Raw genomic sequence first — 22,467 nt, forward strand, 5'->3', positions numbered from 1 at the left:
GGTGTTCGGCGCATCATCGCGCCGAACGTCAGAACGGGAACCTTCAGGGCGGACCATGCAGCCTGATGCGTTGACTTTTGTCGTCGAAAAGAACAAAACAGGAACTTATACCCTTGTTCCGGTCATCCCATGCCTGCCTCCTCTGCCACCCTTTCCGCGCTTCGTCGCCGTATCTGCCACCTGGAAGGCACGATGCAGGCCCATGCCGTATTGCCCTTCGGACTGGCGGATCTGGACCGCAGGCTGCCGCAGGGCGGGCTGGCCCTTGGCTGCCTGCACGAGGTTGCGGGCAGTGGCGCGGGAACCGATGACGGGGCCGCCGCCGCGTGTTTTGCTGCCGGGATCGCAGCGCGCCTGCCGGGGCAGGTCCTGTGGTGCGTGACGCGGGCAGACCTGTTCGCACCCGGCCTGGCACAGTCCGGGCTCTCTCCCGACCGGGTCATCCATGTCGATGCCGGGGACGAAACGTCCGTTCTGGCCTGCATGGAGGAAGGGTTGCGCCATGGCGGCCTTGCCGCCGTGGTGGCCGAGATCGGGCGCCTGTCTATGACCGCCTCGCGCAGGCTGCATCTGGCGGCCAAGAATACCGGCACCACGGGCATCGCGCTGCGTCGTTGGCGTTGGTTGGCCGATGCTGACGATTTCGGCCAGCCCACTGCGGCGATGACGCGTTGGCGCGTGTCGGAACGCCCCTCGGCCGCATTGCCGGTGCCGGGGCTGGGCCGCCCGCTGTGGCTGGTCGAGCTGATGCGCGCACGTGCGGGCGAAACCTTCGATCTGGAAGTGGAGGCATGCGATGGCACGGGTCATCTCGGTCTGCCTGCCGATGTGGCCGATCGACCGGCTGCGGCGGGTGGACGATACGCCTTCGGATAGCGCGCCGCTGATCCTGTCGGGCCGGGCGGGCAGCCGCCGCGTCGTCACGGCCGCGTGCGACGGCGCGTTGGCGCTTGGCCTGCGGCCGGGCATGCCGATCGGCAAGGCGCAGGCGATGGTGCCGGACCTGCGCATCGAACCAGCGGACCCGGATGCGGATATGGCTGCGCTGGAACGGCTTGCGCTGTGGCTGATGCAGCGTTTCGCGCCTATCGTCGCGGTCGATCCCCCCGACGGGGTGGTGATCGACGCGACCGGCACCGACCATCTGCATGGCGGAGAGGACGCGATGCTGCAGGCGATCATGGGTCGGTTGACCCTGTCGGGCATCGTCGCGCGGCTGGCCATGGCCGACACCTGGGGTGCGGCCCATGCGTTGGCCCGCCATGGTGCGGCGCTGTCCATTGTCGCGCCGGACGATACGCGGTCGGCGTTGGCACCGCTGTCCCTGTCTTCGCTGCGCCTGCCCCCCGCTACGGTCGGCGGGCTGCAGGATCTGGGATTGGTGACCATTGGCGATCTGGTCGCGGTTCCCCGCGCGCCGCTGACCCGCCGGTTCGGGCCGCAGGTGATGCGCCGTCTGGACCAGGCCCTGGGCACCATGGGCGAACCCATAGATCCGCTGCGCCCGGCTGACCTGGTCACTGCGCGGCGCGTCTTTGCCGAACCGATCGGCGCGGCCGAGACCATCGCCCGCCAGATCGACATGCTGGTCCGCGACCTGTGCCGCCAGTTGGAGGCACAGGGCCTGGGCGCGCGGCGGCTGGACCTGATTTGCTGGCGTGTGGACAGCCGTGCCCAACCCGTCCGCGTGGGCCTGGCTGCACCGCTGCGCGATCCGGCCCGTCTGGTTCGGCTGTTGTGCGACAGGATCCCCACCATCGACCCGGGCTTTGGGATCGAGATCATGTCCCTGACCGCCACCCTTGCCGAACCCCTGGCGCCGCGCCAGACCGCCAGCCTGCTGGAACCCGCGGCCCCCGACATGTCCAGCCTGATCGACAGCCTGACGAACCGCGTCGGCGCGCGGGCCGTCTATCGTCTGGCGCCGGTGGCCAGCGACGTTCCCGAACGCTCGGTCGTCCGCGTGGCGCCGCTGAGCGTGATTGCCGAGGGCTGGCCCGACCACTGGCCGCGCCCCGCGCGCCTGCTGGCGCGGCCCGAACCGATCGATACCATGGCTCTGCTGCCCGACCAGCCGCCCCGCTGGATCGTCTGGCGCGGCACCCGTCATGACGTCGAAGGCGCTGACGGACCGGAACGCATCTTTGGCGAATGGTGGAAACGCGACGCCGAAACCCGCGCCGTGCGCGATTATTTCCGCATAGAGGATCAGGCGGGCCGACGGTTCTGGATCTTTCGCCAAGGTGACGGAGAGGACGTGACGACGGGTTCCCACAACTGGTTCCTGCACGGGGTCTTTGGATGAGCTATGTCGAACTGCAGGTGACGTCGCATTTTTCGTTCCTGCGCGGCGCATCCTCCGCGCAGCAGCTGTTCGCCACTGCGGCACTGATGGGCATGCGGGCGCTGGCCGTCACGGATCGCAACAGCCTGGCCGGCATCGTCCGCGCGTTCGAGGCGTCCAACGATACGGGCGTCCGGCTGATCGTCGGGTGTCGTCTGGACCTGCGCTGCGGCATGTCGGTGCTGGTCTATCCGATGGACCGCGCCGGCTATGGCCGGCTGTGCCGCCTGTTGTCCCTGGGCAAGGCGCGGGCGGGCAAGGGGGCGTGCCATCTGGACTGGGCCGATGTGGCGGACCACGCCCGGGGGCTGCTGGCGGTGCTGGTCCCTGACATGGCCGATGACGACTGCGCCCTGCGCCTGCGCCGGATGCGCGACGTGTTTGGCGATCGTGCCTATCTGGGCCTGACCCTGCGGCGGCGGCCCAATGACCCGTTGCGCCTGCACCAGCTGTCCGCGATGGCCGCGCGGACGGGGGTGCCGACGGTCGTCACCAACGACGTGCTGTTCCACGCCCATGACTGTCGCATCCTTCAGGACGTGATGACGGCGATCCGCCACAATACGACCGTCGATGCCCTGGGCTTTCGCCGCGAACGCCATGCCGACCGCCACCTGAAGACCCCGGCAGAGATGGCCCGCCTGTTCGCCCGCTATCCCGATGCGCTGGCCCGCACCGCCGACATCGCCGACCGCTGTCGCTTTTCGCTGAAAGAGCTGCGCTATCAGTACCCAGAAGAACGACCCGACCCCTCGGTCAGCCCACAACAGACGCTGGAGACGCTGACCTGGCAGGGCGCGGCCAACCGCTATCCGGGGGGGACCCCGCCCACGGTCGCGGCCACCCTGCGCCACGAACTGGCCCTGATCGCCAAGCTGGAATACGCGCCCTATTTCCTGACCGTGAACAACATCGTCCGCCATGCCCGGGGGCAGGGAATCCTGTGTCAGGGGCGGGGGTCGGCAGCCAATTCCGCCGTCTGCTATGTGCTGGGCATCACCGCAATCGATCCCCAGGGCGGCAACCTGCTGTTCGAACGCTTCATCAGCGAGGAACGCCACGAGCCGCCCGACATCGACGTCGATTTCGAACATGAGCGGCGCGAAGAGGTGATCCAGTGGATCTATCGCACCTATGGCCGCGACCGTGCTGCACTGACGGCCGTGGTCGTCCGTTATCGCACCAAGGGCGCGTTGCGCGACGTGGGCAAGGCCTTGGGCCTGCCCGAGGACGTGATCCGCGCCATCTCGGGCCAGATCTGGGCCTGGTCCGAGGAGGGCGTGCCCGAAACCCTGCTGCGCGCGCTGAACCTGAACCCCGCCGACCGCCGCCTGCGGCTGACGCTGGAACTGGCGGCGCAGTTGCGCGGCACGCCCCGGCACCTGTCCCAGCATCCCGGCGGCTTTGTGCTGACCCAGGACCGCCTGGACGAACTGGTCCCGATCGAACCGGCCGCGATGCAGGATCGACAGATCATCGAATGGGACAAGGACGACATCGACGCGCTGATGTTCATGAAGCTGGATGTGCTGGCCCTGGGCATGCTGACCTGTATCGCCCGTTGTTTCGACCTGCTGGACCGGCACAAGGGCCTGCGTATGGACCTGGCCGCGATCCCCGCCGATGATACGGCGACCTTCGATATGATCTGCCGCGCGGACACGCTTGGCACCTTCCAGATCGAAAGCAGGGCGCAGATGTCGATGCTGCCACGGCTCAGGCCGCGCAGCATCGCGGACCTGACCATCCAGGTGGCTATCGTCCGACCCGGCCCGATCCAGGGCGACATGGTCCACCCCTATCTACGCCGCCGGGCGGGGCTGGAGGCGGTGGTCTATCCCAAGCCGGAACTGGAACGGGTGCTGGGCCGCACCTATGGCGTGCCATTGTTTCAGGAACAGGCGATGCGCATCGCCATCGAATGCGCGGGTTTTACCCCTGGCCAGGCGGACATGCTGCGCAAGTCGATGGCGACGTTCAAACTGACCGGCGGCGTGTCCGCCTTTCGCGACCGCGTCGTCGAGGGGATGACCGCCAACGGCTATGACCCCGAATTTTCGGAAAAGATCTTTCGCCAGCTGGAGGGATTCGGCAGCTATGGTTTCCCCGAAAGCCACGCTGCCAGCTTTGCGCTGATCGCCTATGCCTCGGCCTGGTTGAAATGCTGGCATCCCGACGTGTTCTGCGCGGCCCTGCTGAACAGCCAGCCGATGGGGTTCTATGCCACCGCCCAGATCGTGCGCGACGCCCGCGACCATGGCGTCCGGGTCCACCCCGTCTGCATCGCGGTGTCGGATTGGGACTGTACGCTGGAACCGGCGGGGCAGGGGTTCGCCGTGCGGTTGGGCCTGCGCATGGTCAAGGGGTTGGCCGAAACCCATGCCCGCGCCATTGTTGCCGCCCAGCCCGCCGCCACGGCCCAGGACCTGTGCCGCCGTGCGGGCGTACCCGCCGCCGCCCTGACCCGCATCGCCGAGGCCGACGGCTTTCGCCCGACCTATGGACTGGCGCGGCGCGAGGCGCTGTGGGTCATTCGCGGCCATCAGCCGGACCTGCCCCTGTTCGCCGCCATTCCTGCCCCCGAACCGTCCGTCACCCTGTCCCCCATGCCCGCCGGCCGCGAGGTGGTCGAGGATTACGCCCATACGGGCGTCACCCTGCGGCAACACCCGCTGTCCTTTCTGCGCGACAGCCTGACCCGCCGCCGCATCCGCCCCTGCGCCGAGGCAATGGCCAGTCCCGACCGTCGCTGGATCCATGTTGCGGGGCTGGTTCTGGTCCGCCAGCGCCCCGGATCGGCCAAGGGCGTGATGTTCATCACGCTAGAGGATGAAAGCGGCATCGCCAACCTTGTCCTGTGGCCCAAGGTCTTTGATCGGCACCGCCGCATCGTCTTGGGCGCGGGCATGATCGGGGTCGAGGGCCGTGTCCAGCGCGCCGGAGAGGTGGTCCACCTTGTCGCCCACCGCCTGACCGACATGTCGGCAGAGCTTGCATCCGTCGGCCGTCAGGGTGCGTTTCCCCTGCCGCACGGGCGCGGCGACGAATTTCACCGCGGCGCACCGCCCCCCGACCCGCGCAGCCAAACCCCAAAGGCCCGGCAGATTTATATTCGTGATCTGCCCCGTGACGGCATCAGCGTGAAAACCCGCGATTTCCGCTGACGGCAAGGCGATTGCAGGGCATCAGTATTTCTATATAACATGAAGTATGGAAAAGAATCAGACACTGGATGTCCTGTCCGCCCTTGCCCATGATATCCGATTGGACGTTTTTCGACGATTGGTGCAGGTCGGGCCCGTCGGCATGGCGGCCGGCGACATCGCCACGCACCTGAACATCCGCCCCAACACGCTGTCGAACAATCTGACCATTCTGACGGCGGCCGGTCTGATCCGCCCGGTCCGCGAGGGACGCTCTATCCGCTATTTCGCGCGGATGGACACGATGGGTGGCCTGCTGGGCTTTCTGCTGCAGGATTGCTGCGGGGGGCGGCCTGATCTGTGCCAGCCCGTGCTGGACCAAATCATCTGTGCGTGCGGGCCCGCGCCCGCCGTGACCCCCGCGCCCGCCATGGCCAAGGACACCGTTGCATGACCGATATTTCCCCCGGCCCATCCAGCCCCCTTGGGGTGTTCGAACGCTGGCTGACCCTGTGGGTCGCCCTGGCCATGATCGCGGGGCTGGCCCTTGGCGCCCTGGCGCCCGGCGCGGTGCAGGCCATCGCCGCGGCCGAGGTCGCGTCGATCAACCTGGTCGTGGCGGTGCTGATCTGGGCGATGGTCTATCCTATGATGGTCAGCGTCGATTTCGGCGCCATCGGCGGCGTCGCACGCCAGCCCAGGGGGTTGCTGATCACGCTGGTGGTGAACTGGCTGATCAAGCCGTTCAGCATGGCGCTGCTGGCGGTTCTGTTCTTCGACCACGTGTTCGCCCCCTGGATCGCGCCCGAAGATGCGCAGCAATATATCGCCGGGCTGATCCTGCTGGGTGCGGCGCCCTGCACCGCGATGGTCTTTGTCTGGTCGCAGCTGACGCGCGGGGACGCGACCTATACGCTGGTCCAGGTGTCGGTGAACGACCTGATCATGGTGGTGGCCTTTGCGCCGATCGTGGCGCTGCTGCTGGGTGTGACCGACATCGCGGTGCCGTGGCAGACGCTGGTGCTGGCGACGGTGCTGTATGTCGTGCTGCCGCTGGCGGCGGGCCTGCTGACGCGCCGCATCCTGCGTGACCCCGCGCGGATCGCGGCGTTTTCCGCGCGGGTCAAGCCGTGGTCGGTCCTGGGGCTGATCGCGACGGTGGCGATCCTGTTCGGGCTGCAGGGCCGGACCATCCTGGACCGCCCCGCCGTCATCGCGCTGATCGCCGTGCCGATCCTGATCCAAAGCTATCTGATGTTTGCCATCGGCTATGGCGCGGCATGGCTGATGCGCGTGCCGCATCGCATCGCGGCCCCTTGTGCCATGATCGGCACGTCGAACTTTTTCGAACTGGCGGTGGCGGTGGCGATCAGCCTGTTCGGCCTGAACTCGGGCGCGGCGCTGGCTACAGTCGTGGGCGTGCTGGTCGAGGTGCCGGTCATGCTGACCCTTGTGGCATTCGCCAACCGCACGCGGGGGCGGTTCCCCGACACCCCGCCGGTCAGCGACGACCATGCCCCGAAAGGACCCGTGCAATGACCCAACCCAAGAACCTGCACCCCGACGGCTTTCGTCCGGTCCGGGCCGCCGATCTGGTGCCCGCCACGCACAGCACGCATCCGCCGCGCATTCTGATGCTGTACGGTTCCCTGCGCCCGCGCAGCTTTTCCCGCCTTGTGACAGAGGAGGCCGCCCGCATCCTGACCGCCCTGGGGGCCGAACCACGGTTCTTTGATCCCCGTGGCCTGCCTTTGCCGGATGCGACAGAGGCGGACCACCCCAAGGTCGCCGAACTGCGCGACCTGGTCGGCTGGTCCGAGGGCATGTCCTGGTGTTCGCCTGAACGCCATGGCGCAATGACCGGGGTGATCAAGACCCAGCTTGACTGGATCCCGCTGTCCCTGGGCGGCGTGCGCCCGACGCAGGGCAAGACCCTGGCCGTGATGCAGGTCTGCGGCGGCAGCCAAAGCTTCAACACTGTGAATCAGTTGCGTATTCTGGGCCGCTGGATGCGGATGCTGACGATCCCGAACCAGTCGTCGGTTGCCAAGGCATGGGACGAATTCGACGACGATGACCGGATGAAGCCGTCGCCGTACTACGACCGTATCGTCGACGTGATGGAGGAGCTGGTGCGTTTCACCGTGCTGACCCGCGATATCCGCGACCATCTGGTCGACCGCTATTCGGAACGGGTCGAAAGCCATGATGCGTTGTCGCAACGCGTGAACCAACGGCAGGCCGTCTGATACCACGCATCCGTGACTGCGTTTTTCGGGCCGGGACAGGCCGACAGGCAACGGCACACAAATCATCGGTGGCCGTGGTTCCAGCCGCCCACGCACAGGGACCGCACCATTGCGCAGACTGACAGCCCGGCAGGGGACTGATCTGTCCATGAACCGCGCCGCCGTACCAGATCACAGCATCGGATCGCCACCCCGCCAGCCATGTCATCTGCTGCGCCGATCGGGCCCGTGACCAACAGCGCCGATGGCAGCAAGGCCCGATAGGTTGAACCCAAACCAATCCAGCAATCATGATATTCTACGGATCACGAAAACGGCCATTGCATTAAACGATCCGGGTTTCATGCTGCTGACCGGATTGCATGACGTCGATTTGCTGTACGCAGACCACTACCCGCAGAAGGCCGACCAGGACCATGTGCGGGCGACGGTGGATTACAGTGCACATTCATGGCCGGGGACGGGCGCGGGCCTGCCTGTGTTTGGCTTGCGATAGGAGTATAGGGGCCTCCAGGCGCATGAGTTGGCGCATACACGTGTTTTTCGCGGCGCAATCGTTGCTCTGCAGGTGCCATGTCATCTGTCGAACACCCAAGCGCGGCGAGTTAAGATCTAATCCCGGTCTGTCTTGCCCTCGGGCGCATCGGACAACGACAACCGAAGACCCTGTCGCAGGTCGCCGGACAGACCGCGCAAAACCGCTTCGGAACGATGGAAATACGGGGTGTAGGGGGCTTGGTATCGGGTGGCGAGGCTCTCGATTTTACCGGTATTGCCGCATCACGGGCACAGGCCGTCGTACGGCACAAACCACCAGCGCGTGCACAAGGTCAACAAGGTCAGATGCCTGCCGTCGACACGACCTGACGGTGCCCTCAATGATATGAACACGAGTGGCTGCGGCGACCATGCGGCACGGAGATGCTCAAAACAGTGGGGTCGCGGCTGTAGACGTGACAGCGCGCCTAAGGCCGGACGGATAGAGTTAAAAAGCATCGGCATGGTCACAGGCGCTTTTGACGATACGGATCGTTGATCCATCACTGTTCGGACTGCGCAGTCGGTAAATGCCGGAGGCGCACGCTGACCAGACAGCAGCGCATTATATTGATAATCTTGATTATGTCACTGAAAGATGTTTACGCGAGGTCGGAGGCCAGCGACCGGATCATGGCCATGATCCGGTCCAGCGCGGCGCCAGGCCGATGCCCGCGGGGCGTGATCGACCATAACTCAAGGTACCGGCGTTCCGGCAGCACGGCGATCCGCAAGCGCTCCGCGTCGGGGAAGGCGGCAAGACCGCTACGCGGCAGCAGCGTATAGCCGACGCCTTGCGCCACCGGTGCAGGGATCTGGCCGATCTGGTTCACACGGGTGCGCACGTGCAGCCTGTCTGCCCCGGTGTAATCGTCCGGAAAATTGCGCGCGATCAGGTTGTCCGCATGGCGATGACAGTCCGGGTGATCGACCAGCCCAAGCGCCTCCAGATCAGTGAAGCTGACCTTGCCGGTGCAATTTGACGGAACCACCAGGCACAGCTCTTCCTGGCCGATCCGGTCGGCGGCGATGCGCGGGTGGCGTGGGTCGCGTCATGTTCAGCCGCTGCGCTGCGCGGGTGAAATGCCCCTCCTCGGCAAGGACGGCAAAGGTTTCGATCCAGGTGGCGTTGAGCATTTATGATAACGTCATGTTTTAGTTTATATTCTACATGATAATTTAACATGTCGCCCGTGCCTCTCTAGATCGAATGGACCAGACACAGGAGATGACCATGACCCCTACCCCCCGCACCTTTTCCCATATTGGCCTGTCCGTCCCGGACGTGGACGCAGCCGTTGCCTTTTATTCCGACGTTCTTGGTTTCTACGTCCTGATGCAGCCCAGCACCGTGACCGAGGATGACAGTGCCATCGGCGTGATGTGCACCGACGTTTTCGGCCCGGGCTGGGACCGGCTGCGCATCGCCCACCTGTCCACCGGCGACGGGATCGGGATCGAGCTGTTCGAATTCGCAGGCAACCACGCGGCTGACGACAATTTCGCATTTCGCCGCCACGGGACGTTCCATTTCGCGATTCAGGATCCCGATCTGGAAGGTCTGCTGGCCCGCATCATCGCCGCGGGCGGCAAGCAGCGGATGCCGGTGCGCGAATACTTTCCCGGCGAAAAGCCGTATCGGATGGTCTATGTCGAGGATCCGTTCGGCAACGTGTTCGAACTGTACAGCCACAGCTATGAACTGACCTATTCCGCGGGCGCCTATTCCTGATCGCTCAGGCGCCCTGCTCCTCGCGCGGCTGGCAAAAGGCCGCGTACAGGGCCTGCATCAGCACCTCCAGGTCGGGGTCGCTGATGCGGTAATGAATTGTCTGCCCCTCGCGGCGGGTGGCGACCATTCCGGCGTCGCGCAGGCGGGCAAGGTGCTGGCTCAGCGCCGATTGGCCCAGCCCCACCGCTGCCTGCAGGGCCCCGACCGGACGCTCGCCCTTGGCCAGTTCGCACAGGATCAGCAGGCGTTTTGCATTGGCGACCAGCGCCAACCGCGCGGCCACGTGATCGGCCATGTCCTGCAGCGCCACGACGGATGGATCGGGAAAATCGTCCAATATATTAGCTTTGCCTTATTTAGAGGAATCGAATATACACCCTAGCAGAAGCGCTTGTGGGCGCAATCCCCGTGGACAGGACAGGTGATCATGCTGACGGACACGACCTTTACGCCCTGGGCCTCGCTTGGCGGCGGCATCCTGATCGGGATCAGCGCGGTGATGGTGATGGGCCTGTTCGGCCGCATCGCGGGCATTGCCGGCATCACACAAGGCGCGTTGGCCCTGCCCGGTGCGGCGGGCGACCGCGATTGGCGGATCGCCTTTGCCATCGGCCTGATGGCCGCGCCGCTGGCGATCCTGGCCGTCGGGGGCACGATCGTGCAGACCGTGCCGGGCAATCTGGTCCTGATGATCGTCGCGGGCCTCTTGGTCGGAACAGGGACCGCGCTTGGATCGGGCTGTACCTCAGGGCATGGGGTCTGCGGGCTGGCGCGGCTGTCGGGACGGTCGATGGCGGCGGTCGCGACCTTCATGGCGGCGGGCTTTGTGACTGTGTTTGTGCTGCGCCATCTGATCGGGGGGCTGTGATGCGGGTCTTGTGGGGGTTTCTGTCCGGGCTGGTCTTTGGCCTTGGGCTGATCGTGTCGGGCATGGCCGATCCGGCCAAGGTGCAGAACTTTCTGGACCTTGCCGGGGCGTGGGACCCCAGCCTGGCCTTCGTGATGGGCGGTGCAACCGTGACCACGTATATCGGCTATCGGCTGGTCTGGCGTCGGGCGGCGCCGGTGCTGAACCCGACCTTTGACGTACCGACCAACCGCCGGATCGACCGACCGCTGCTGACCGGTGCCACCTTGTTCGGCGCAGGATGGGGCATCGGTGGGTTCTGCCCGGGGCCGGCCCTGACCGCCCTGCCCCTACTGGCGCCGGGGACGCTGGTCTTTGTTCCCGCGATGATCCTGGGCCTGTGGGTCGGCGCCCGCCTGAAATCCGCACCCGTCATGAGGACACCCGCATGAGCCTGCTGAAAGAACCCGTCATCCGCCATTCCCCGTCCACCGGCGCGAACAGCCCGGATGTCTGGGGCATCTATGAACCCGATACCGGGTCGATCCAGTATGTCTGCGCGGACCCCGCCACGAAACAGGCGGCGTTGATCGACGTGGTCTGGAACCTGGACCCCAAGCATTACCGCTTTTCGACCGACAGCATGGACCGGGTGCTGGCGTTGGTGGCCGAACAGGGGCTGTCGGTGGCCTGGGTGCTGGACACCCACCCCCATGCCGACCACGTCATGGCGTCGGCCCAACTGGGACGACGGACGGGTGCGCCCACCGCCATCGGCGACAAGGTCGGGGACATCGCGCGCATCTGGGCAGAGCTGTACAACCTGCCCCACGCATTCGATCCCGCCCGCGATTTCGACCGTCTGCTGGCCCCCGGACAGACGATCGCCCTGGGCGATCTGTCCATCCGGGTGATGCTGTCACCGGGGCACACGCTAGGGTCGGTGACCTATGTCTGCGGCGATGCGGCCTTTACGCATGACACGCTGATGCAACCCGATGTCGGCACGGCGCGTGCCGATTTTCCGGGCGGCGACAGCGGCCAGCTGTGGACGTCGATCCAGGAGATCCTGTCCCTGCCGGACGACACGCGCCTGTTCGTGGGCCACGACTATGGCACCGACGACCGGGACGAGCCGCAATGGGAGGCGACCGTGGCCCACCACCGCGCCACCAACCGCCACGTCCGCGACGGCACCCGGCGCGAGGACTGGATCGCCCTGCGCGATGCCCGCGACGCGACGCTGCCCCTGCCCGACCGGATCATGGCGGCGCTGCAGATCAACCTGCGCGGTGGCCGCCTGCCCCCGGCAGAGGATGACGGCCACCATTACCTCAAGGTACCCGTCGACCGGTTCTGACGCCGTCAGGCGGCGCGGGTCCGCAGCGCGTCCCATGCATCATATTGCGACAGGAACACCTGACCCGTCAGTTGATGCAGGAAATCGCACGTCTTCAGGCGGTCCATCACCGGGCCCTTGACCTCGGACAGGTGCAGGGTCACGCCCATGTCCGACAGGCGATGGGCAATCGCCTCCAGGCTGTCCAGCGCGCTGAGGTCGATGTCGCTGATCGCCGAACACATCAGCACCACGTGGCGCACCACGCAATCGGGGGTGACGCGGTCGGCGACGTAATCCTCCAGAAAGCGGGCATTGGCGAAATACAGGCTTTCGTCGATGCGCAGCGTCACGATGGCGGGATCGGTCAGCACGTCGTGGCGCAGGATGTTGCGGAAATGCTGGGTTCCGGGGACCAGCCCGACCTCGGCCACGTGCGGGCGCGATGATTTGCGCAGGTGCAGGCCGATGGAGAGGATGACCCCGGCCGATATGCCGGCCTCTACCCCCACGCCCAGGGTCAGCAGGATCGTGGCGGCCACGGCCATGAAATCGGCGCGCGAAAACGCCCAGGCCCTGCGCAGGATCGTGATATCGACCAACGACAGCACCGCCACGATGATCGTCGCGGCAAGGGTGGCGATGGGTAGGTGATAAATTAGCGGTGTCAGCGCCACGGCGGCAATGCCCAGCCCGATGGCGGTAAAGGCGCCCGCCGCCGCGGTGGCCGCGCCCGCGTCGAAATTGACGACCGACCGCGCGAAACCGCCCGTCACCGGCATGCCCCCGGTAAAGGCCGCGCCAAGGTTTGCCGCGCCCAGCCCGATCAGCTCCTGGTCGGGATCGATGCGTTGGCGTTTCCGGGCCGCCAGCGTCTGCGCGACCGACACCGATTCCACGAACCCGATGACAGAGATCAGCGCCGCCGGCACCAGCAGCATGCCGATCAGGTCGCCCGACAGCGGCGGCAAGGTCAGCGGCGGCAGGCCCTGCGGCACCGCGCCCACGATGCGCACCCCCATGTCGCCCAGACCCAGCCCCCGGACCACCAGCGTGCTGACCACAACGGCCAGCACCGGCCCTGCCTTGGTCGCGATGTCGGCGGCGCGCGCGCCCAACCCCATGCCGCGCAGCAGCGGCCGCAGCCCGCGGCGCACCCAGAACAGAAAGGCCGTCGCCGTCACCCCGATGGCCAGCGTGACCGGGTTGACCTGCGGCAGCCCCCGGATCAGCGATGTGACCATCTGCGGCAGGGTATGTCCCCCGGCGGCAATACCCATCACATGGCCCAGCTGGCTGGTCGCGATCAGAATGCCCGACGCGGTGATGAACCCCGCGATCACCGGATGCGACAGGAAATTCGCCAGAAATCCCAGCCTCAGCACGCCCATCGCCAACAGGATCGCGCCCGACAGCCCGGCCAGCGTCAGCGCCGCCGCCGCATAACCCATCGTACCCTGTTCCGCGATGCTGCCGATCGCCGCCGCCGTCATCAGCGACACGACCGCGACCGGCCCCACGGCCAGCGCCCGGCTGGTCCCGAACACCGCATAGAGGATGATCGGCGCGATCGATGCGTACAGCCCCGCCTCGGGTGGCAACCCTGCCAGCAGGGCATAGGCCAGCGATTGCGGGATCAGCATGATCGTCACGATCACCGCGGCCAGCAGATCGTCCGACAGGGTCTGTTGGTCGTAACGGCGACCCCAGGTCAGGATCGGGAAATAGTCGCGGATGGGTTTCACATGCGGGTCCGTTGTCTTGTGGGCCCATGCGGGATCAGACGATGCGCCGCGTCCGTGGACCTGCGGCACGATGCATCCCTTTGGTCGCCATGCCAAGCCGTTTGGCCTGAAACGGCCGACGCGTGGTCGACAAGATTGATGCAGTCACATGACGGCCCGACGGTCATTCGCGCCGGTTCGGGCAATGGGGAATGCCGGACACAGGCCCCTGCCACCGTCCGTCGGCTGCCCCACAATGACCGCGGATGTGCCCTAGCGGTGTCCGATCCAGCCGCGGTCGTCGGTAAAGGCGCGCCCCGCCGCCAGCCGGACCGGGCCGTAATCCGCCGGATAGGCGGCCACCGGGCCAAGGGGCCTGTCCGACGCCGCCAGCAGGACGTTGGCCCGTCCGCGGGCGCTGACCGGGCCCTGGATCGCCTCGACATGGGGGTACAGGTCGCGCAGGATGGCATGGATGCCACGCGCCAGCGCCCCGTCCGGTTCGTCGATCAGGTTCACATAGACCGGGCCGTCCACGATCCGGCGCAGGTGGGCATAGGTCTCGTGCGTTGCCAGATGCGCGGGCACCGACCCCGAAGAGAACGCGTCCATCACGACCGCATCAAAGCGCTGTTCTGTCCGGTTCAGGTACACCCGGCCATCGGCATGAACGATGCCGAGGCGGCCCCCCGGCCCAGCCTCGCGGTCGATCATCGCACCGGCCCAGGGCAGCGCCTCGCGGACCACGCGGGTGATCAGGGGGTCGATCTCGACCGCGACGGCGCGGGCATCGGCGCGCGCTTCCAGCAGCATCGTGGGCAGCGTATAGCCGCCCCCGCCGATGAACAGCACCGATGGCGCGGTGCCCAGGTCGTGATCCATGCGCGACCACATCCATTGCGCATAGGGCAGCGTCAGGCGGTCGGCGCCTTGGGCCACAAGACGTTCGGCCGCCTGTTGCGTCCGGTCGGAATACAGATGCGCCGCGCCAGCGCTGCGCTGTACGTCGATGCACGACATCCCGGATTCGTACCGGCACAGCGGCCCGCTGGCGGTGATCGCCGCGACCGCAACCGCCCCTGCCGCGATTGCGATCACCGCGTCGGGGCGTGACAGGCGGCCCGTGCCCGGGGCGCCACCTGCGCGCACCAGCCCCGCACAGATTAGCGCCACCGCGCCGCATCCGGCAAAGGTCGCGACCGATCCCGCCAGCGGCAGCGCCACGAACCCGGCCAGCACCGCGCCCACGATCGCGCCAAGCGAGCCTGCCGCCAGCACCAGCCCAAGCGACGACCCCGCGCGTCCCGGTCGGGCATCGACGGCCATCTTGGCCAGAAAGGGCGACGGAAAGCTGACCAGAACCGATGCCGGAAAGAACGCCAGCACCACCGCCAGCAGCATGCCCCCCGTGTTCCGTGCGCCCAGCCCATAGATCAGCCCCAGAACCGCGGGCGACGCGGCCATCAGCGCCGCCGTCGCCACCAGTGCCAGCCTGACGCGGCCCACAGCCACTGCGGGATCACGTTCCGCCACCAACCCGCCAAGCGCGCTGCCAAGCGAAAACCCCGTCAGGATCGTCGCGATCACCGATGTCCAAGTGACCAGCGACGTGCCAAAGAACGGTGCCAGCACGCGCCCGGCGGCAATTTCATAGGTCAGGCCGACCGCCGACAACACAAGGATCAGGGTGATGGTGGTCCAGAACCGCATCGGGGTCTCCTTGGTCGGGCGTCAGGCATGCCCTGACACGGAACGCGGGCCAAGGGAATGCCCGCGCGTGTCACGGGACCGCCATCGGGTCGCGTCATCTTGACCGGTGCGGACGCCGCGGGATATCCGCGGACGACGCCTGTCAAAGGACCCGTGATGCCCGACCGTGCCTATCCGACCCTGGCCCAGGCCGCACGCATCTGGGCGCGCATCGGGGTGCTGAGCTTTGGCGGCCCCGCCGGCCAGATCGCCCTGATGCACCGCGTCCTGGTCGAGGAACAGAAATGGCTGGGCGAACGGCGGTTCCTGCATGCGCTGAACTATTGCATGCTGCTGCCCGGCCCCGAGGCGATGCAGCTGGCCGTCTATATCGGCTGGCTGATGCACCGGACCCTGGGCGGGATCATCGCAGGGCTGCTGTTCGTGGTCCCCGGCATGGTCGCGGTCATGGTCCTGTCCTGGATCTATGCGATCTGGGGCGATACCGGCGCGCTGGAGGGGCTGTTCTTCGGCCTCAAGGCCGCGGTGCTGGCCATCGTGGTGCAGGCGGTGATCCGCATCGGGTCGCGCGCGCTGAGGAACCGGGCGATGATGGCGATCGCCGGCCTGTCCTTTGTCGCGATCTTTGCGTTCGGGGTGCCGTTCCCGGTGATCATCCTGTCTGCCGCGGTCGCGGGCTATGTTGGCGCCCGGGCGGGTCTGCCCGCGTTCCGGGGCGGCGGCGGTCATGGCGCGACAGGCGGCCCGCAGGTCGCGGACGCAGACACGCTGCTGGGCGACGGCACGCCCGACCACACGCGGGTCAGCGCCGGGTGGGCCGCAAGGATATCGGCGGTGTTCCTGGGCCTGTGGCTGCTGCCGGTGGCAACGCTGTTCCTGGCGCTTGGGCCACAGAACGTGTTCTCGCAGATCGCCGGGTTCTTCAGCGTGATGGCGGTGGTGACCTTTGGCGGCGCCTATGCCGTGCTGGCCTATGTCGCCCAGCAGGCGGTAGAAACCTATGGCTGGCTGGCACCGGGAGAGATGCTGGACGGGCTAGGCATGGCGGAAACCACGCCGGGGCCGCTGATCATGGTGACCCAGTTCGTGGGCTTTATGGGCGCGCTGCGCGAGGCGGGCGGTCTGCCGCCGCTGCTGGCCGCGACTTTGGGCGGGCTGCTGACCACCTGGGTCACGTTCCTGCCCTGTTTTCTGTGGATCTTTCTGGGCGCGCCCTTCATCGAACGGCTGCGCGACAATAATGCGCTGACCGCCGCACTGACGGCGGTGACGGCGGCGGTGGTGGGCGTGATCGGCAACCTTGCGCTGTGGTTCGGGCTGCATGTGCTGTTCGACCGGCTGCGCCCCGTGACCGCGATGGGGCTGGACCTTGACCTGCCGGTGTGGGGCACACTGGACCCCGTGGCGTTGGTGCTGATCCTGGCCGCGATGGTCGCGGTGTTCCGCCTGCGCATGGGCACGGTCCCGGTGCTGGCGGTCTGCGCGCTGGCCGGGCTGGTGCTGCGTCTGGCGGGCGTCGTCTGAGAGCCAGCGTGATCACCTGCTCCCGGGCGCACAATGTATGAACGGACAGCCAAAAGGCAAACGATAGCCAGATGACCGGGCCGGGCCTGCCGCCCCATGCCATCAAATTGTTACCTTTGCGTCGTTCAAACGTCACCTGACGCGATTAGGACCGCCCCGCAAGGAGGCGTGATGCCGTCACTTACCGCCCGTGGAATCCGCAAATCGTTCGACCGCAGCGCGGTTCTGACCGATATCGACCTTGATCTGCCGCAGGGCGCCTTTCTGGCGCTGCTGGGGCCGTCAGGGTGCGGCAAGACCACGCTGCTGCGCCTGATCGCGGGGTTGGAAACCGCCGATGCCGGAGAGCTGCGGCTGGACGACCGCGTCGTGCTGTCGCCCCGCACCTTTGTCGCGCCCGAGGATCGCAACCTGGGCATGGTGTTCCAATCCTATGCCCTGTGGCCGAACATGACCGTGCGCGGCAATGTGGAATTCGCGCTCAAGGCGCGCCGCATGGCGGCATCCGACCGCCGTGCGCGCGTGGACGCGATGCTGCGCACTGTCGGACTGACCCCCCATGCCGACCGGCGCCCGCACGAATTGTCGGGCGGCCAGCGTCAGCGCGTCGCCCTGGCGCGGTCGCTGGTGCTGCGCCCCGCGATGCTGCTGCTGGACGAACCGCTGGCCAATCTGGACACGCATCTGCGCCAGCAGATGTTGGTCGAGTTCCGCCGCCTGCATGCCGAAACCGGGGCGACCTTCATCCTGGTCACCCATGATCAGGATGAGGCGATGACCGTGGCCAGCCACATCGCGGTGATGGACGGCGGCCGCATCCAGCAGATCGGCACGCCCGAGACGCTGTACCGCCGCCCCGCCACACCGATGGTCGCGCGCTTTATCGGCCATGGCGCCACGATCCCGGTTCAGGTGACCGCACGGCGCAACGACCAGTGCGACGTGCTGCTGGGATCGCTGCCGCTGACCCTGCCGGGTCGGGCCGATCCCGGCGCGGGCTGGCTGTGCCTGCACCCCGATGATCTGTGTCCCGCCACCGGTCCCGGCCATTTCGAGGCGCAGGTGATCGCCCACAGCTTTCGCAACGGGCGCCATGCCACGCTGATCCTGCCGCGCATTGCGGGGACGGACACGCTGACCCTGTCGCTGGACGAGCCCCTGCCTCCGCAATCGACGATCCGCGTCCAGATTACCGGAGGCTGGATCATCGGCCGCGACGCCGACCCCGCGCCGGTGCAGCATGCCGACAGGATGGCCATGCATGCCTGAACGGGGCACCGGATCCGGGGCATGCAGCCAAGGCTCTGCCATGATCATTGCGCATCGCGCCTGCGCGACCGCCGCAAATCGTTTTACCCCCCCCTAGAACCCATGAGGTTTCCATGACCCGCCTGATGATGCTTTCGACCGCTCTTGGCTGTATCGCCCTGCCCCTGCAGGCGCAGACGCTGACCGTCTATACCTCGCAGCCGCAGGAACAGATGACCGAGGTGATCGCCGCCTTCAACGAAACCCATCCCGACATCGAGGTCGAGCTGTTCCGGTCGGGCACGACCGAGGTGATGGCCAAGCTGCAGGCCGAATTCGCGGCCGGGGGCAGCCCCGCCGACGTGCTGCTGATCGCGGACGCGGTGGCGATGACCGAGCTGAAGCAGGACGACCGCCTGATGGCCTATCCCGAGGCCGCCGTGGACGGGATCGACCCCGCCCTGCTGGATGCGGACATGACGTTCTTTCCGACCAAGCTGATCACCACCGGCATCGTCTACAACACCGACCTGGTGCAGACCGCGCCGACATCCTGGGCGGACCTGTCGGCACCCGATGCCGCGGCACAGACGATCATGCCGTCGCCATTGTATTCGGGCGCCGCGGCAATCCATGTCGGCACGATGGTCCAGCAGCCGGGCTTTGACTGGCCGTGGTTCGAGGCGCTGGCCGACAACGGCGCGGTGGCGGGCCAAGGCAACGGCACCGTGCTGGAGGCCGTCGCGCGCGGCGAAAAGGCCTATGGCGTGCTGGTCGAATACATGGCGATGAACGCCAAGGCCCAAGGCTCGCCCGTCGATTTCGTCTTTCCAAGCGAAGGCGTGACCGCGGTGACGCAGCCGGTGGCGATTCTGGCGGGCACCGATGCGGCTGACGCGGCGCGCGCCTTTGTCGACTGGCAGATGGGTCAGGCGGCACAGGAACAGTCGGTGGCCCAGGGCTATTTCCCGCTGAAGGCCGGGATGGCCGCGCCCGCAGGTTATCCCGACCCGGCCAGCCTGACCCTGATCGAGGCCGACAACGCGCGGCTGCTGTCGGATGGCGATGCGGTCAAGCAGGACTTTGCGGACCTTTATGGCGGCTGAGCTGCACCTGTTCGGAGACCGCAGGACCGGCAGCGCCGAACGCGCGCTGGCGGTCATTCTATGCCTGTATCTGGCCGCGATCACGGTCTGGCCGCTTGGCCAGCTGCTGATCGCGGCCTTTCGGCCCGATGCGGATGGTCATCCCTTGGGCGTGCTGCGCGACACGCTGTCGGCGCGGGCAACGGGGCGGGCGTTTCGCAACACGCTGATGCTGTCGCTGATCTCGGTCGGCGTATCGGTCGGGCTGGGCGCGGTGCTGGCGCTGGCGGTCGGGCTGATGCGCATGCGTTTGCGGGGGGTGCTGTCGTTTCTGATCCTGATGCCGCTGATCATCCCGTCGCAGACGCTGGCCCTGTCCTGGATCGAACTGCTGGGCACCAACTCCCCGATCCTGCGTCCCCTGGGTCTGGCACCGCCGCCCGGGCAGGGAAACCCGCTCTATTCCCCCACGGGCATCGCGCTGGTCATGGGGATCGAACACATGCCCCTGGTCTTCATCGCCATTCGCGCGGCACTGCGGTCCGTGCCCGCCGACCTGGTCGAGGCCGCACGCCTGGCCGCCATTCCGCCGCGGCGGGTGCTGACGCGGGTGATCCTGCCACTGACCTATCCTTCGGCGCTGGCGGGCGCGCTTTTGGCGTTTACGGCCGCGGTGGGCAATTTCGGCATCCCCGCGCTGCTGGGCATTCCGGGAAGGGTGCCGATGCTGACCACGCTGATCTATCAGCGGCTGAACAGCTTTGGCCCCGCGGCGGCGGGACAGGTGGCGGTGCTGGCCCTGATCCTGACGCTGATGGCGGTCGCGGCGCTGGCCCTGCGCGCGCTGATGCTGCGCCACCTGCATCTGCGGATCGAGGCGGGACCCCCGCACACCCCCACCCGCGCCGCCCCCGTATGGGCACAGGCGCTGATCTGGGCGGTGGTCGTCGTTATCGCGATCCTGCCGTTGACGGCACTGGCCCTGACCTCTTTGACGCCCGCGATCGGGGTACCGTTTTCGGTCGATGTGGCCAGCCTGGAGCAATACCGCCGCGTGCTGGCCAACCCGGCGGTGATCCGTGGGTTCGCCAATTCGCTGATGCTGTCGGTCGCGGCGGCGGCGATCTGCGCGCTGATCGCGCTGCCTATGGCCTATCTGGCCACGCGCCGCCCTAGCCCCGCCATCGCCCTGGCCGACCTGCTGGCCGAGGGGCCGTGGGTCGTGCCGGGCACGGTGGTCGCGCTGGCGATGATCCTGGCATTCCTGCCGCCGCTGCCGGTGATTGGCGTGTCGCTGTACGGCAGCATGGCAATCATCCTGATCGCCTATCTGGCGCGCTTTCTGCCGCTGATCCTGCGCCCGGTCGTGGCGGGCGCGCGCAGTGGCGACCCGATGCAGGATCAGGCGTCCCGCATCGCCGGGATCGGCCTTGCGGGACGCATCACCCATGTCTTTGCGCCCTCCGTCCGGGCCGCGACGCTGGCCGGGGCGATCCTGATCGTGATGTCGGCCATGAACGAGCTGACCCTGTCGGCGCTGCTGTGGTCGTCGGGCCACGAGACGATCGGCGTCATGGTCTTTGCCCTGCAATACGAGGGCAGTTCGACCGCGGCGGCGGCGGTGTCGGTTCTGTCGACGTTGCTGCTGCTGTCGCTGTGTGCGTTGGCGGAACTGGCCCTTGGGCGCCAGGCGGCAGGGTCGCTGCCGTGGCGCGGTTAAACTTATCGGTCTTCCGGCAGGCCGGTCCGCTCTGACAGGGCGGTGACCGGGGTGGGTCCGATCAAAAGAGATCACATCCCCAAGGCGCACAAGACCGGCGACGGCAATGATCTGTTGGTGGACCCTCCGGGGCGGCGATGCGCTTGACAGTGGTCACTTTGGGATTAGGCAAACGCGCCCGATCCTGAGGCACCACGTCACCAAAGCATCCGATGCGATGCCGCGCCGCGCCGATTGCCAGACGGGGAATGCACGCTGCCATCGTTGGGGTTGCAACGCAATTGGGCTACGCGACGGCGATACTGGGTCAGGTCGTCGAACATCTCGTGCGGTCAGGCATTGATTACACACGGTCCAAGCTGTTGGTCAGAGCATGCGCAGCCACTCCGGGTCCACGGTTCCCTTGTCATAGGTCACATGCCCTCTCCCACGCCGTTGCCCTTACAGTGTCCGACGGGCTGTTGATCAGCCCGATTGACCGTCCGGGGGGACAGATAACAATCGTGGTCCGCATGAGCGACCATCGCTGACATGCGGCGCCTGATCAGGGCGGGGCCGGCCACTATTGCCCAGCACCATGCCTGATGCCGGACCAAATCGTCGCGCGGCCCCGCGCCCATGTCGCCGACGCTGCATAGTGGCAGGGCGCGGTGCAGGTGAAACCGGTGGCATGATCATCTGATGCGTGCGCCGTGACCCGCTGTACCGCATGGACGGTGCCCCGGTTCCCGACGCGGTCGGGTTTCACCGCGCCGCGATATGGTGATGCTGACAGTCCGACCGCGATGCCGGGGGCGAAACGCAGGGGCGGCATCCTGATCGACCGGCTGCGCAACGAACGCGGAACGATGGCCGCCGCACTGCTTTTTGTCCGCGCCGTCTCAGGCACGTCAGGGGGCATGCGCGAAAATGGACAGGCAGAAGCCTTTTCAACCTCGCGGGGACCGGAACGGGGGTGGGGAACCACCACGCAGGCACCCGGGGTGGGGGCGACCAAGGCCTTGGGCACAGCGCCGACCGACTGGCGGACGATCCTTGGTGCGGTGGCTTATGCGCCTGACGGGTATGGCATCACCCAGAGTGCAACATTCGTGACGATGCCATGTCCCCGACGATTGGCATCGGCAGACATTTGACGCCTGTCATGTCGAACCGATGTGTTACGTGGGCTTTGGCGGCAGCGTGACGCACGCTGGCCCGAGGCAGCGGGCATTCATGACGTCTTCACTTTGGCACCGGGCTGCGCTATCGATGCCGCGCAAGCA

General features: G+C 66.9%; 20 protein-coding genes and 1 pseudogene. 16 read left to right on the top strand and 5 right to left on the bottom strand.

Features of this window, described 5'->3' with window-relative positions; translation table 11 throughout:
• Positions 1-129 precede the first annotated feature (129 nt).
• The 7 genes from ACJJVR_RS01680 (at position 130) to ACJJVR_RS01710 (ending at position 8,232) form a co-directional block, all read left to right on the top strand.
• Complete coding sequence (locus tag ACJJVR_RS01680; protein ID WP_405401724.1) at positions 130-876, top strand: ImuA family protein; 747 nt, start codon at positions 130-132, stop codon at positions 874-876.
• Positions 797-2,305: a Y-family DNA polymerase gene (locus tag ACJJVR_RS01685; RefSeq protein ID WP_405401726.1), complete on the top strand. Its 1,509-nt coding sequence runs from the start codon at positions 797-799 to the stop codon at positions 2,303-2,305. Before ACJJVR_RS01680 ends, ACJJVR_RS01685 begins: the two co-directional genes overlap by 80 nt.
• Positions 2,302-5,508 carry an error-prone DNA polymerase gene (locus ACJJVR_RS01690; protein ID WP_405401727.1) on the top strand — a complete coding sequence of 1,069 codons (3,207 nt, stop codon included), beginning with the start codon at positions 2,302-2,304 and terminating at the stop codon, positions 5,506-5,508. The genes ACJJVR_RS01685 and ACJJVR_RS01690 overlap by 4 nt, the downstream gene beginning before the upstream one ends.
• Before the next feature lie 46 nt (positions 5,509-5,554).
• On the top strand, positions 5,555-5,941 hold the full coding sequence (locus ACJJVR_RS01695; protein ID WP_405401729.1) for an ArsR/SmtB family transcription factor: 387 nt from the start codon (positions 5,555-5,557) through the stop codon (positions 5,939-5,941).
• Positions 5,938-7,026, top strand: coding sequence for an ACR3 family arsenite efflux transporter (gene arsB, locus ACJJVR_RS01700; RefSeq protein WP_405401730.1), 1,089 nt, complete (start codon positions 5,938-5,940; stop codon positions 7,024-7,026). Before ACJJVR_RS01695 ends, arsB begins: the two co-directional genes overlap by 4 nt.
• Positions 7,023-7,736 (top strand): arsenical resistance protein ArsH, encoded by a 714-nt coding sequence (arsH, locus tag ACJJVR_RS01705; RefSeq protein ID WP_405401732.1) that lies wholly within the window; start codon positions 7,023-7,025, stop codon positions 7,734-7,736. Before arsB ends, arsH begins: the two co-directional genes overlap by 4 nt.
• A gap of 343 nt (positions 7,737-8,079) precedes the next feature.
• Entirely contained in the window at positions 8,080-8,232 is a 153-nt protein-coding gene (locus ACJJVR_RS01710) for a hypothetical protein (protein WP_405401733.1), read from the top strand.
• Positions 8,233-8,875: 643 nt separating this feature from the next.
• Here ACJJVR_RS01710 and ACJJVR_RS01715 read toward each other — a convergent pair.
• Positions 8,876-9,310, bottom strand: a pseudogene (locus ACJJVR_RS01715) (LysR substrate-binding domain-containing protein); the annotation flags it as partial.
• The gene (locus tag ACJJVR_RS01720) at positions 9,225-9,410 is read right to left on the bottom strand and encodes a LysR family transcriptional regulator (protein ID WP_405401734.1); all 186 of its coding nucleotides are present in this window, start codon (positions 9,408-9,410) and stop codon (positions 9,225-9,227) included. The gene ACJJVR_RS01720 and the pseudogene ACJJVR_RS01715, both read right to left, overlap by 86 nt.
• A 97-nt stretch (positions 9,411-9,507) precedes the next feature.
• Between ACJJVR_RS01720 and ACJJVR_RS01725 the strand changes: the two genes are divergently transcribed.
• Complete coding sequence (locus ACJJVR_RS01725) at positions 9,508-10,005, top strand: lactoylglutathione lyase family protein (RefSeq protein ID WP_405401735.1); 498 nt, start codon at positions 9,508-9,510, stop codon at positions 10,003-10,005.
• A gap of 4 nt (positions 10,006-10,009) precedes the next feature.
• On the opposite strand, the gene ACJJVR_RS01730 is transcribed toward ACJJVR_RS01725, so the two are convergent.
• A complete protein-coding gene (locus ACJJVR_RS01730; protein WP_405401737.1) occupies positions 10,010-10,342 on the bottom strand; it encodes an ArsR/SmtB family transcription factor in 333 nt (110 codons plus the stop codon).
• A 90-nt stretch (positions 10,343-10,432) separates the two neighbouring features.
• Between ACJJVR_RS01730 and ACJJVR_RS01735 the strand changes: the two genes are divergently transcribed.
• Genes ACJJVR_RS01735 through ACJJVR_RS01745 form a run of 3 tightly spaced genes read left to right on the top strand, consistent with a single transcriptional unit; the run spans position 10,433 to position 12,212 of the window.
• Positions 10,433-10,873 (top strand): YeeE/YedE family protein, encoded by a 441-nt coding sequence (locus ACJJVR_RS01735; protein WP_405401739.1) that lies wholly within the window; start codon positions 10,433-10,435, stop codon positions 10,871-10,873.
• Positions 10,873-11,304 (top strand): DUF6691 family protein, encoded by a 432-nt coding sequence (locus tag ACJJVR_RS01740; RefSeq protein ID WP_405401740.1) that lies wholly within the window; start codon positions 10,873-10,875, stop codon positions 11,302-11,304. Before ACJJVR_RS01735 ends, ACJJVR_RS01740 begins: the two co-directional genes overlap by 1 nt.
• Complete coding sequence (locus tag ACJJVR_RS01745; protein WP_405401742.1) at positions 11,301-12,212, top strand: MBL fold metallo-hydrolase; 912 nt, start codon at positions 11,301-11,303, stop codon at positions 12,210-12,212. Before ACJJVR_RS01740 ends, ACJJVR_RS01745 begins: the two co-directional genes overlap by 4 nt.
• Before the next feature lie 5 nt (positions 12,213-12,217).
• Here ACJJVR_RS01745 and ACJJVR_RS01750 read toward each other — a convergent pair whose 3' ends face one another.
• Together ACJJVR_RS01750 and ACJJVR_RS01755 are read right to left on the bottom strand one after the other, a co-directional pair.
• A complete protein-coding gene (locus ACJJVR_RS01750) occupies positions 12,218-13,936 on the bottom strand; it encodes a SulP family inorganic anion transporter (RefSeq protein ID WP_405401744.1) in 1,719 nt (572 codons plus the stop codon).
• A 252-nt stretch (positions 13,937-14,188) separates the two neighbouring features.
• Entirely contained in the window at positions 14,189-15,625 is a 1,437-nt protein-coding gene (locus ACJJVR_RS01755; RefSeq protein WP_405401745.1) for a fused MFS/spermidine synthase, read from the bottom strand.
• Between the two features lie 156 nt (positions 15,626-15,781).
• Here ACJJVR_RS01755 and chrA point away from each other — a divergent pair, with 156 nt between their 5' ends.
• The 5 genes from chrA to ACJJVR_RS01780 all read left to right on the top strand — a co-directional run bounded on the left by chrA (position 15,782) and on the right by ACJJVR_RS01780 (position 22,338).
• On the top strand, positions 15,782-17,149 hold the full coding sequence (gene chrA / locus ACJJVR_RS01760; RefSeq protein WP_405401747.1) for a chromate efflux transporter: 1,368 nt from the start codon (positions 15,782-15,784) through the stop codon (positions 17,147-17,149).
• Between the two features lie 171 nt (positions 17,150-17,320).
• Complete coding sequence (locus ACJJVR_RS01765; protein WP_405401749.1) at positions 17,321-18,418, top strand: ABC transporter ATP-binding protein; 1,098 nt, start codon at positions 17,321-17,323, stop codon at positions 18,416-18,418.
• 113 nt (positions 18,419-18,531) lie between these two features.
• Positions 18,532-19,503: an ABC transporter substrate-binding protein gene (locus ACJJVR_RS01770; RefSeq protein WP_405401750.1), complete on the top strand. Its 972-nt coding sequence runs from the start codon at positions 18,532-18,534 to the stop codon at positions 19,501-19,503.
• Complete coding sequence (locus tag ACJJVR_RS01775) at positions 19,493-21,202, top strand: ABC transporter permease (protein ID WP_405401751.1); 1,710 nt, start codon at positions 19,493-19,495, stop codon at positions 21,200-21,202. The genes ACJJVR_RS01770 and ACJJVR_RS01775 overlap by 11 nt, the downstream gene beginning before the upstream one ends.
• 692 nt (positions 21,203-21,894) lie before the next feature.
• On the top strand, positions 21,895-22,338 hold the full coding sequence (locus ACJJVR_RS01780; RefSeq protein WP_405401753.1) for a hypothetical protein: 444 nt from the start codon (positions 21,895-21,897) through the stop codon (positions 22,336-22,338).
• Positions 22,339-22,467: the final 129 nt, after the last annotated feature.

It is taken from the genome of Paracoccus sp. Ld10, assembly GCF_045064235.1.
GTDB lineage: Bacteria > Pseudomonadota > Alphaproteobacteria > Rhodobacterales > Rhodobacteraceae > Paracoccus.

Bases quoted from the DNA above. Each gene is read 5' to 3' on its own strand.
- ACJJVR_RS01680 (WP_405401724.1), top strand. From the start codon at position 130: ATGCCTGCCTCCTCTGCCACCCTTTCCGCGCTTCGTCGCCGTATCTGC.
- ACJJVR_RS01685 (WP_405401726.1), top strand. From the start codon at position 797: ATGGCACGGGTCATCTCGGTCTGCCTGCCGATGTGGCCGATCGACCGG.
- ACJJVR_RS01690 (WP_405401727.1), top strand. From the start codon at position 2,302: ATGAGCTATGTCGAACTGCAGGTGACGTCGCATTTTTCGTTCCTGCGC.
- ACJJVR_RS01695 (WP_405401729.1), top strand. From the start codon at position 5,555: ATGGAAAAGAATCAGACACTGGATGTCCTGTCCGCCCTTGCCCATGAT.
- arsB (WP_405401730.1), top strand. From the start codon at position 5,938: ATGACCGATATTTCCCCCGGCCCATCCAGCCCCCTTGGGGTGTTCGAA.
- arsH (WP_405401732.1), top strand. From the start codon at position 7,023: ATGACCCAACCCAAGAACCTGCACCCCGACGGCTTTCGTCCGGTCCGG.
- ACJJVR_RS01710 (WP_405401733.1), top strand. From the start codon at position 8,080: ATGCTGCTGACCGGATTGCATGACGTCGATTTGCTGTACGCAGACCAC.
- ACJJVR_RS01720 (WP_405401734.1), bottom strand. From the start codon at position 9,410: ATGCTCAACGCCACCTGGATCGAAACCTTTGCCGTCCTTGCCGAGGAG.
- ACJJVR_RS01725 (WP_405401735.1), top strand. From the start codon at position 9,508: ATGACCCCTACCCCCCGCACCTTTTCCCATATTGGCCTGTCCGTCCCG.
- ACJJVR_RS01735 (WP_405401739.1), top strand. From the start codon at position 10,433: ATGCTGACGGACACGACCTTTACGCCCTGGGCCTCGCTTGGCGGCGGC.
- ACJJVR_RS01740 (WP_405401740.1), top strand. From the start codon at position 10,873: ATGCGGGTCTTGTGGGGGTTTCTGTCCGGGCTGGTCTTTGGCCTTGGG.
- ACJJVR_RS01745 (WP_405401742.1), top strand. From the start codon at position 11,301: ATGAGCCTGCTGAAAGAACCCGTCATCCGCCATTCCCCGTCCACCGGC.
- ACJJVR_RS01755 (WP_405401745.1), bottom strand. From the start codon at position 15,625: ATGCGGTTCTGGACCACCATCACCCTGATCCTTGTGTTGTCGGCGGTC.
- chrA (WP_405401747.1), top strand. From the start codon at position 15,782: ATGCCCGACCGTGCCTATCCGACCCTGGCCCAGGCCGCACGCATCTGG.
- ACJJVR_RS01765 (WP_405401749.1), top strand. From the start codon at position 17,321: ATGCCGTCACTTACCGCCCGTGGAATCCGCAAATCGTTCGACCGCAGC.
- ACJJVR_RS01770 (WP_405401750.1), top strand. From the start codon at position 18,532: ATGACCCGCCTGATGATGCTTTCGACCGCTCTTGGCTGTATCGCCCTG.
- ACJJVR_RS01775 (WP_405401751.1), top strand. From the start codon at position 19,493: ATGGCGGCTGAGCTGCACCTGTTCGGAGACCGCAGGACCGGCAGCGCC.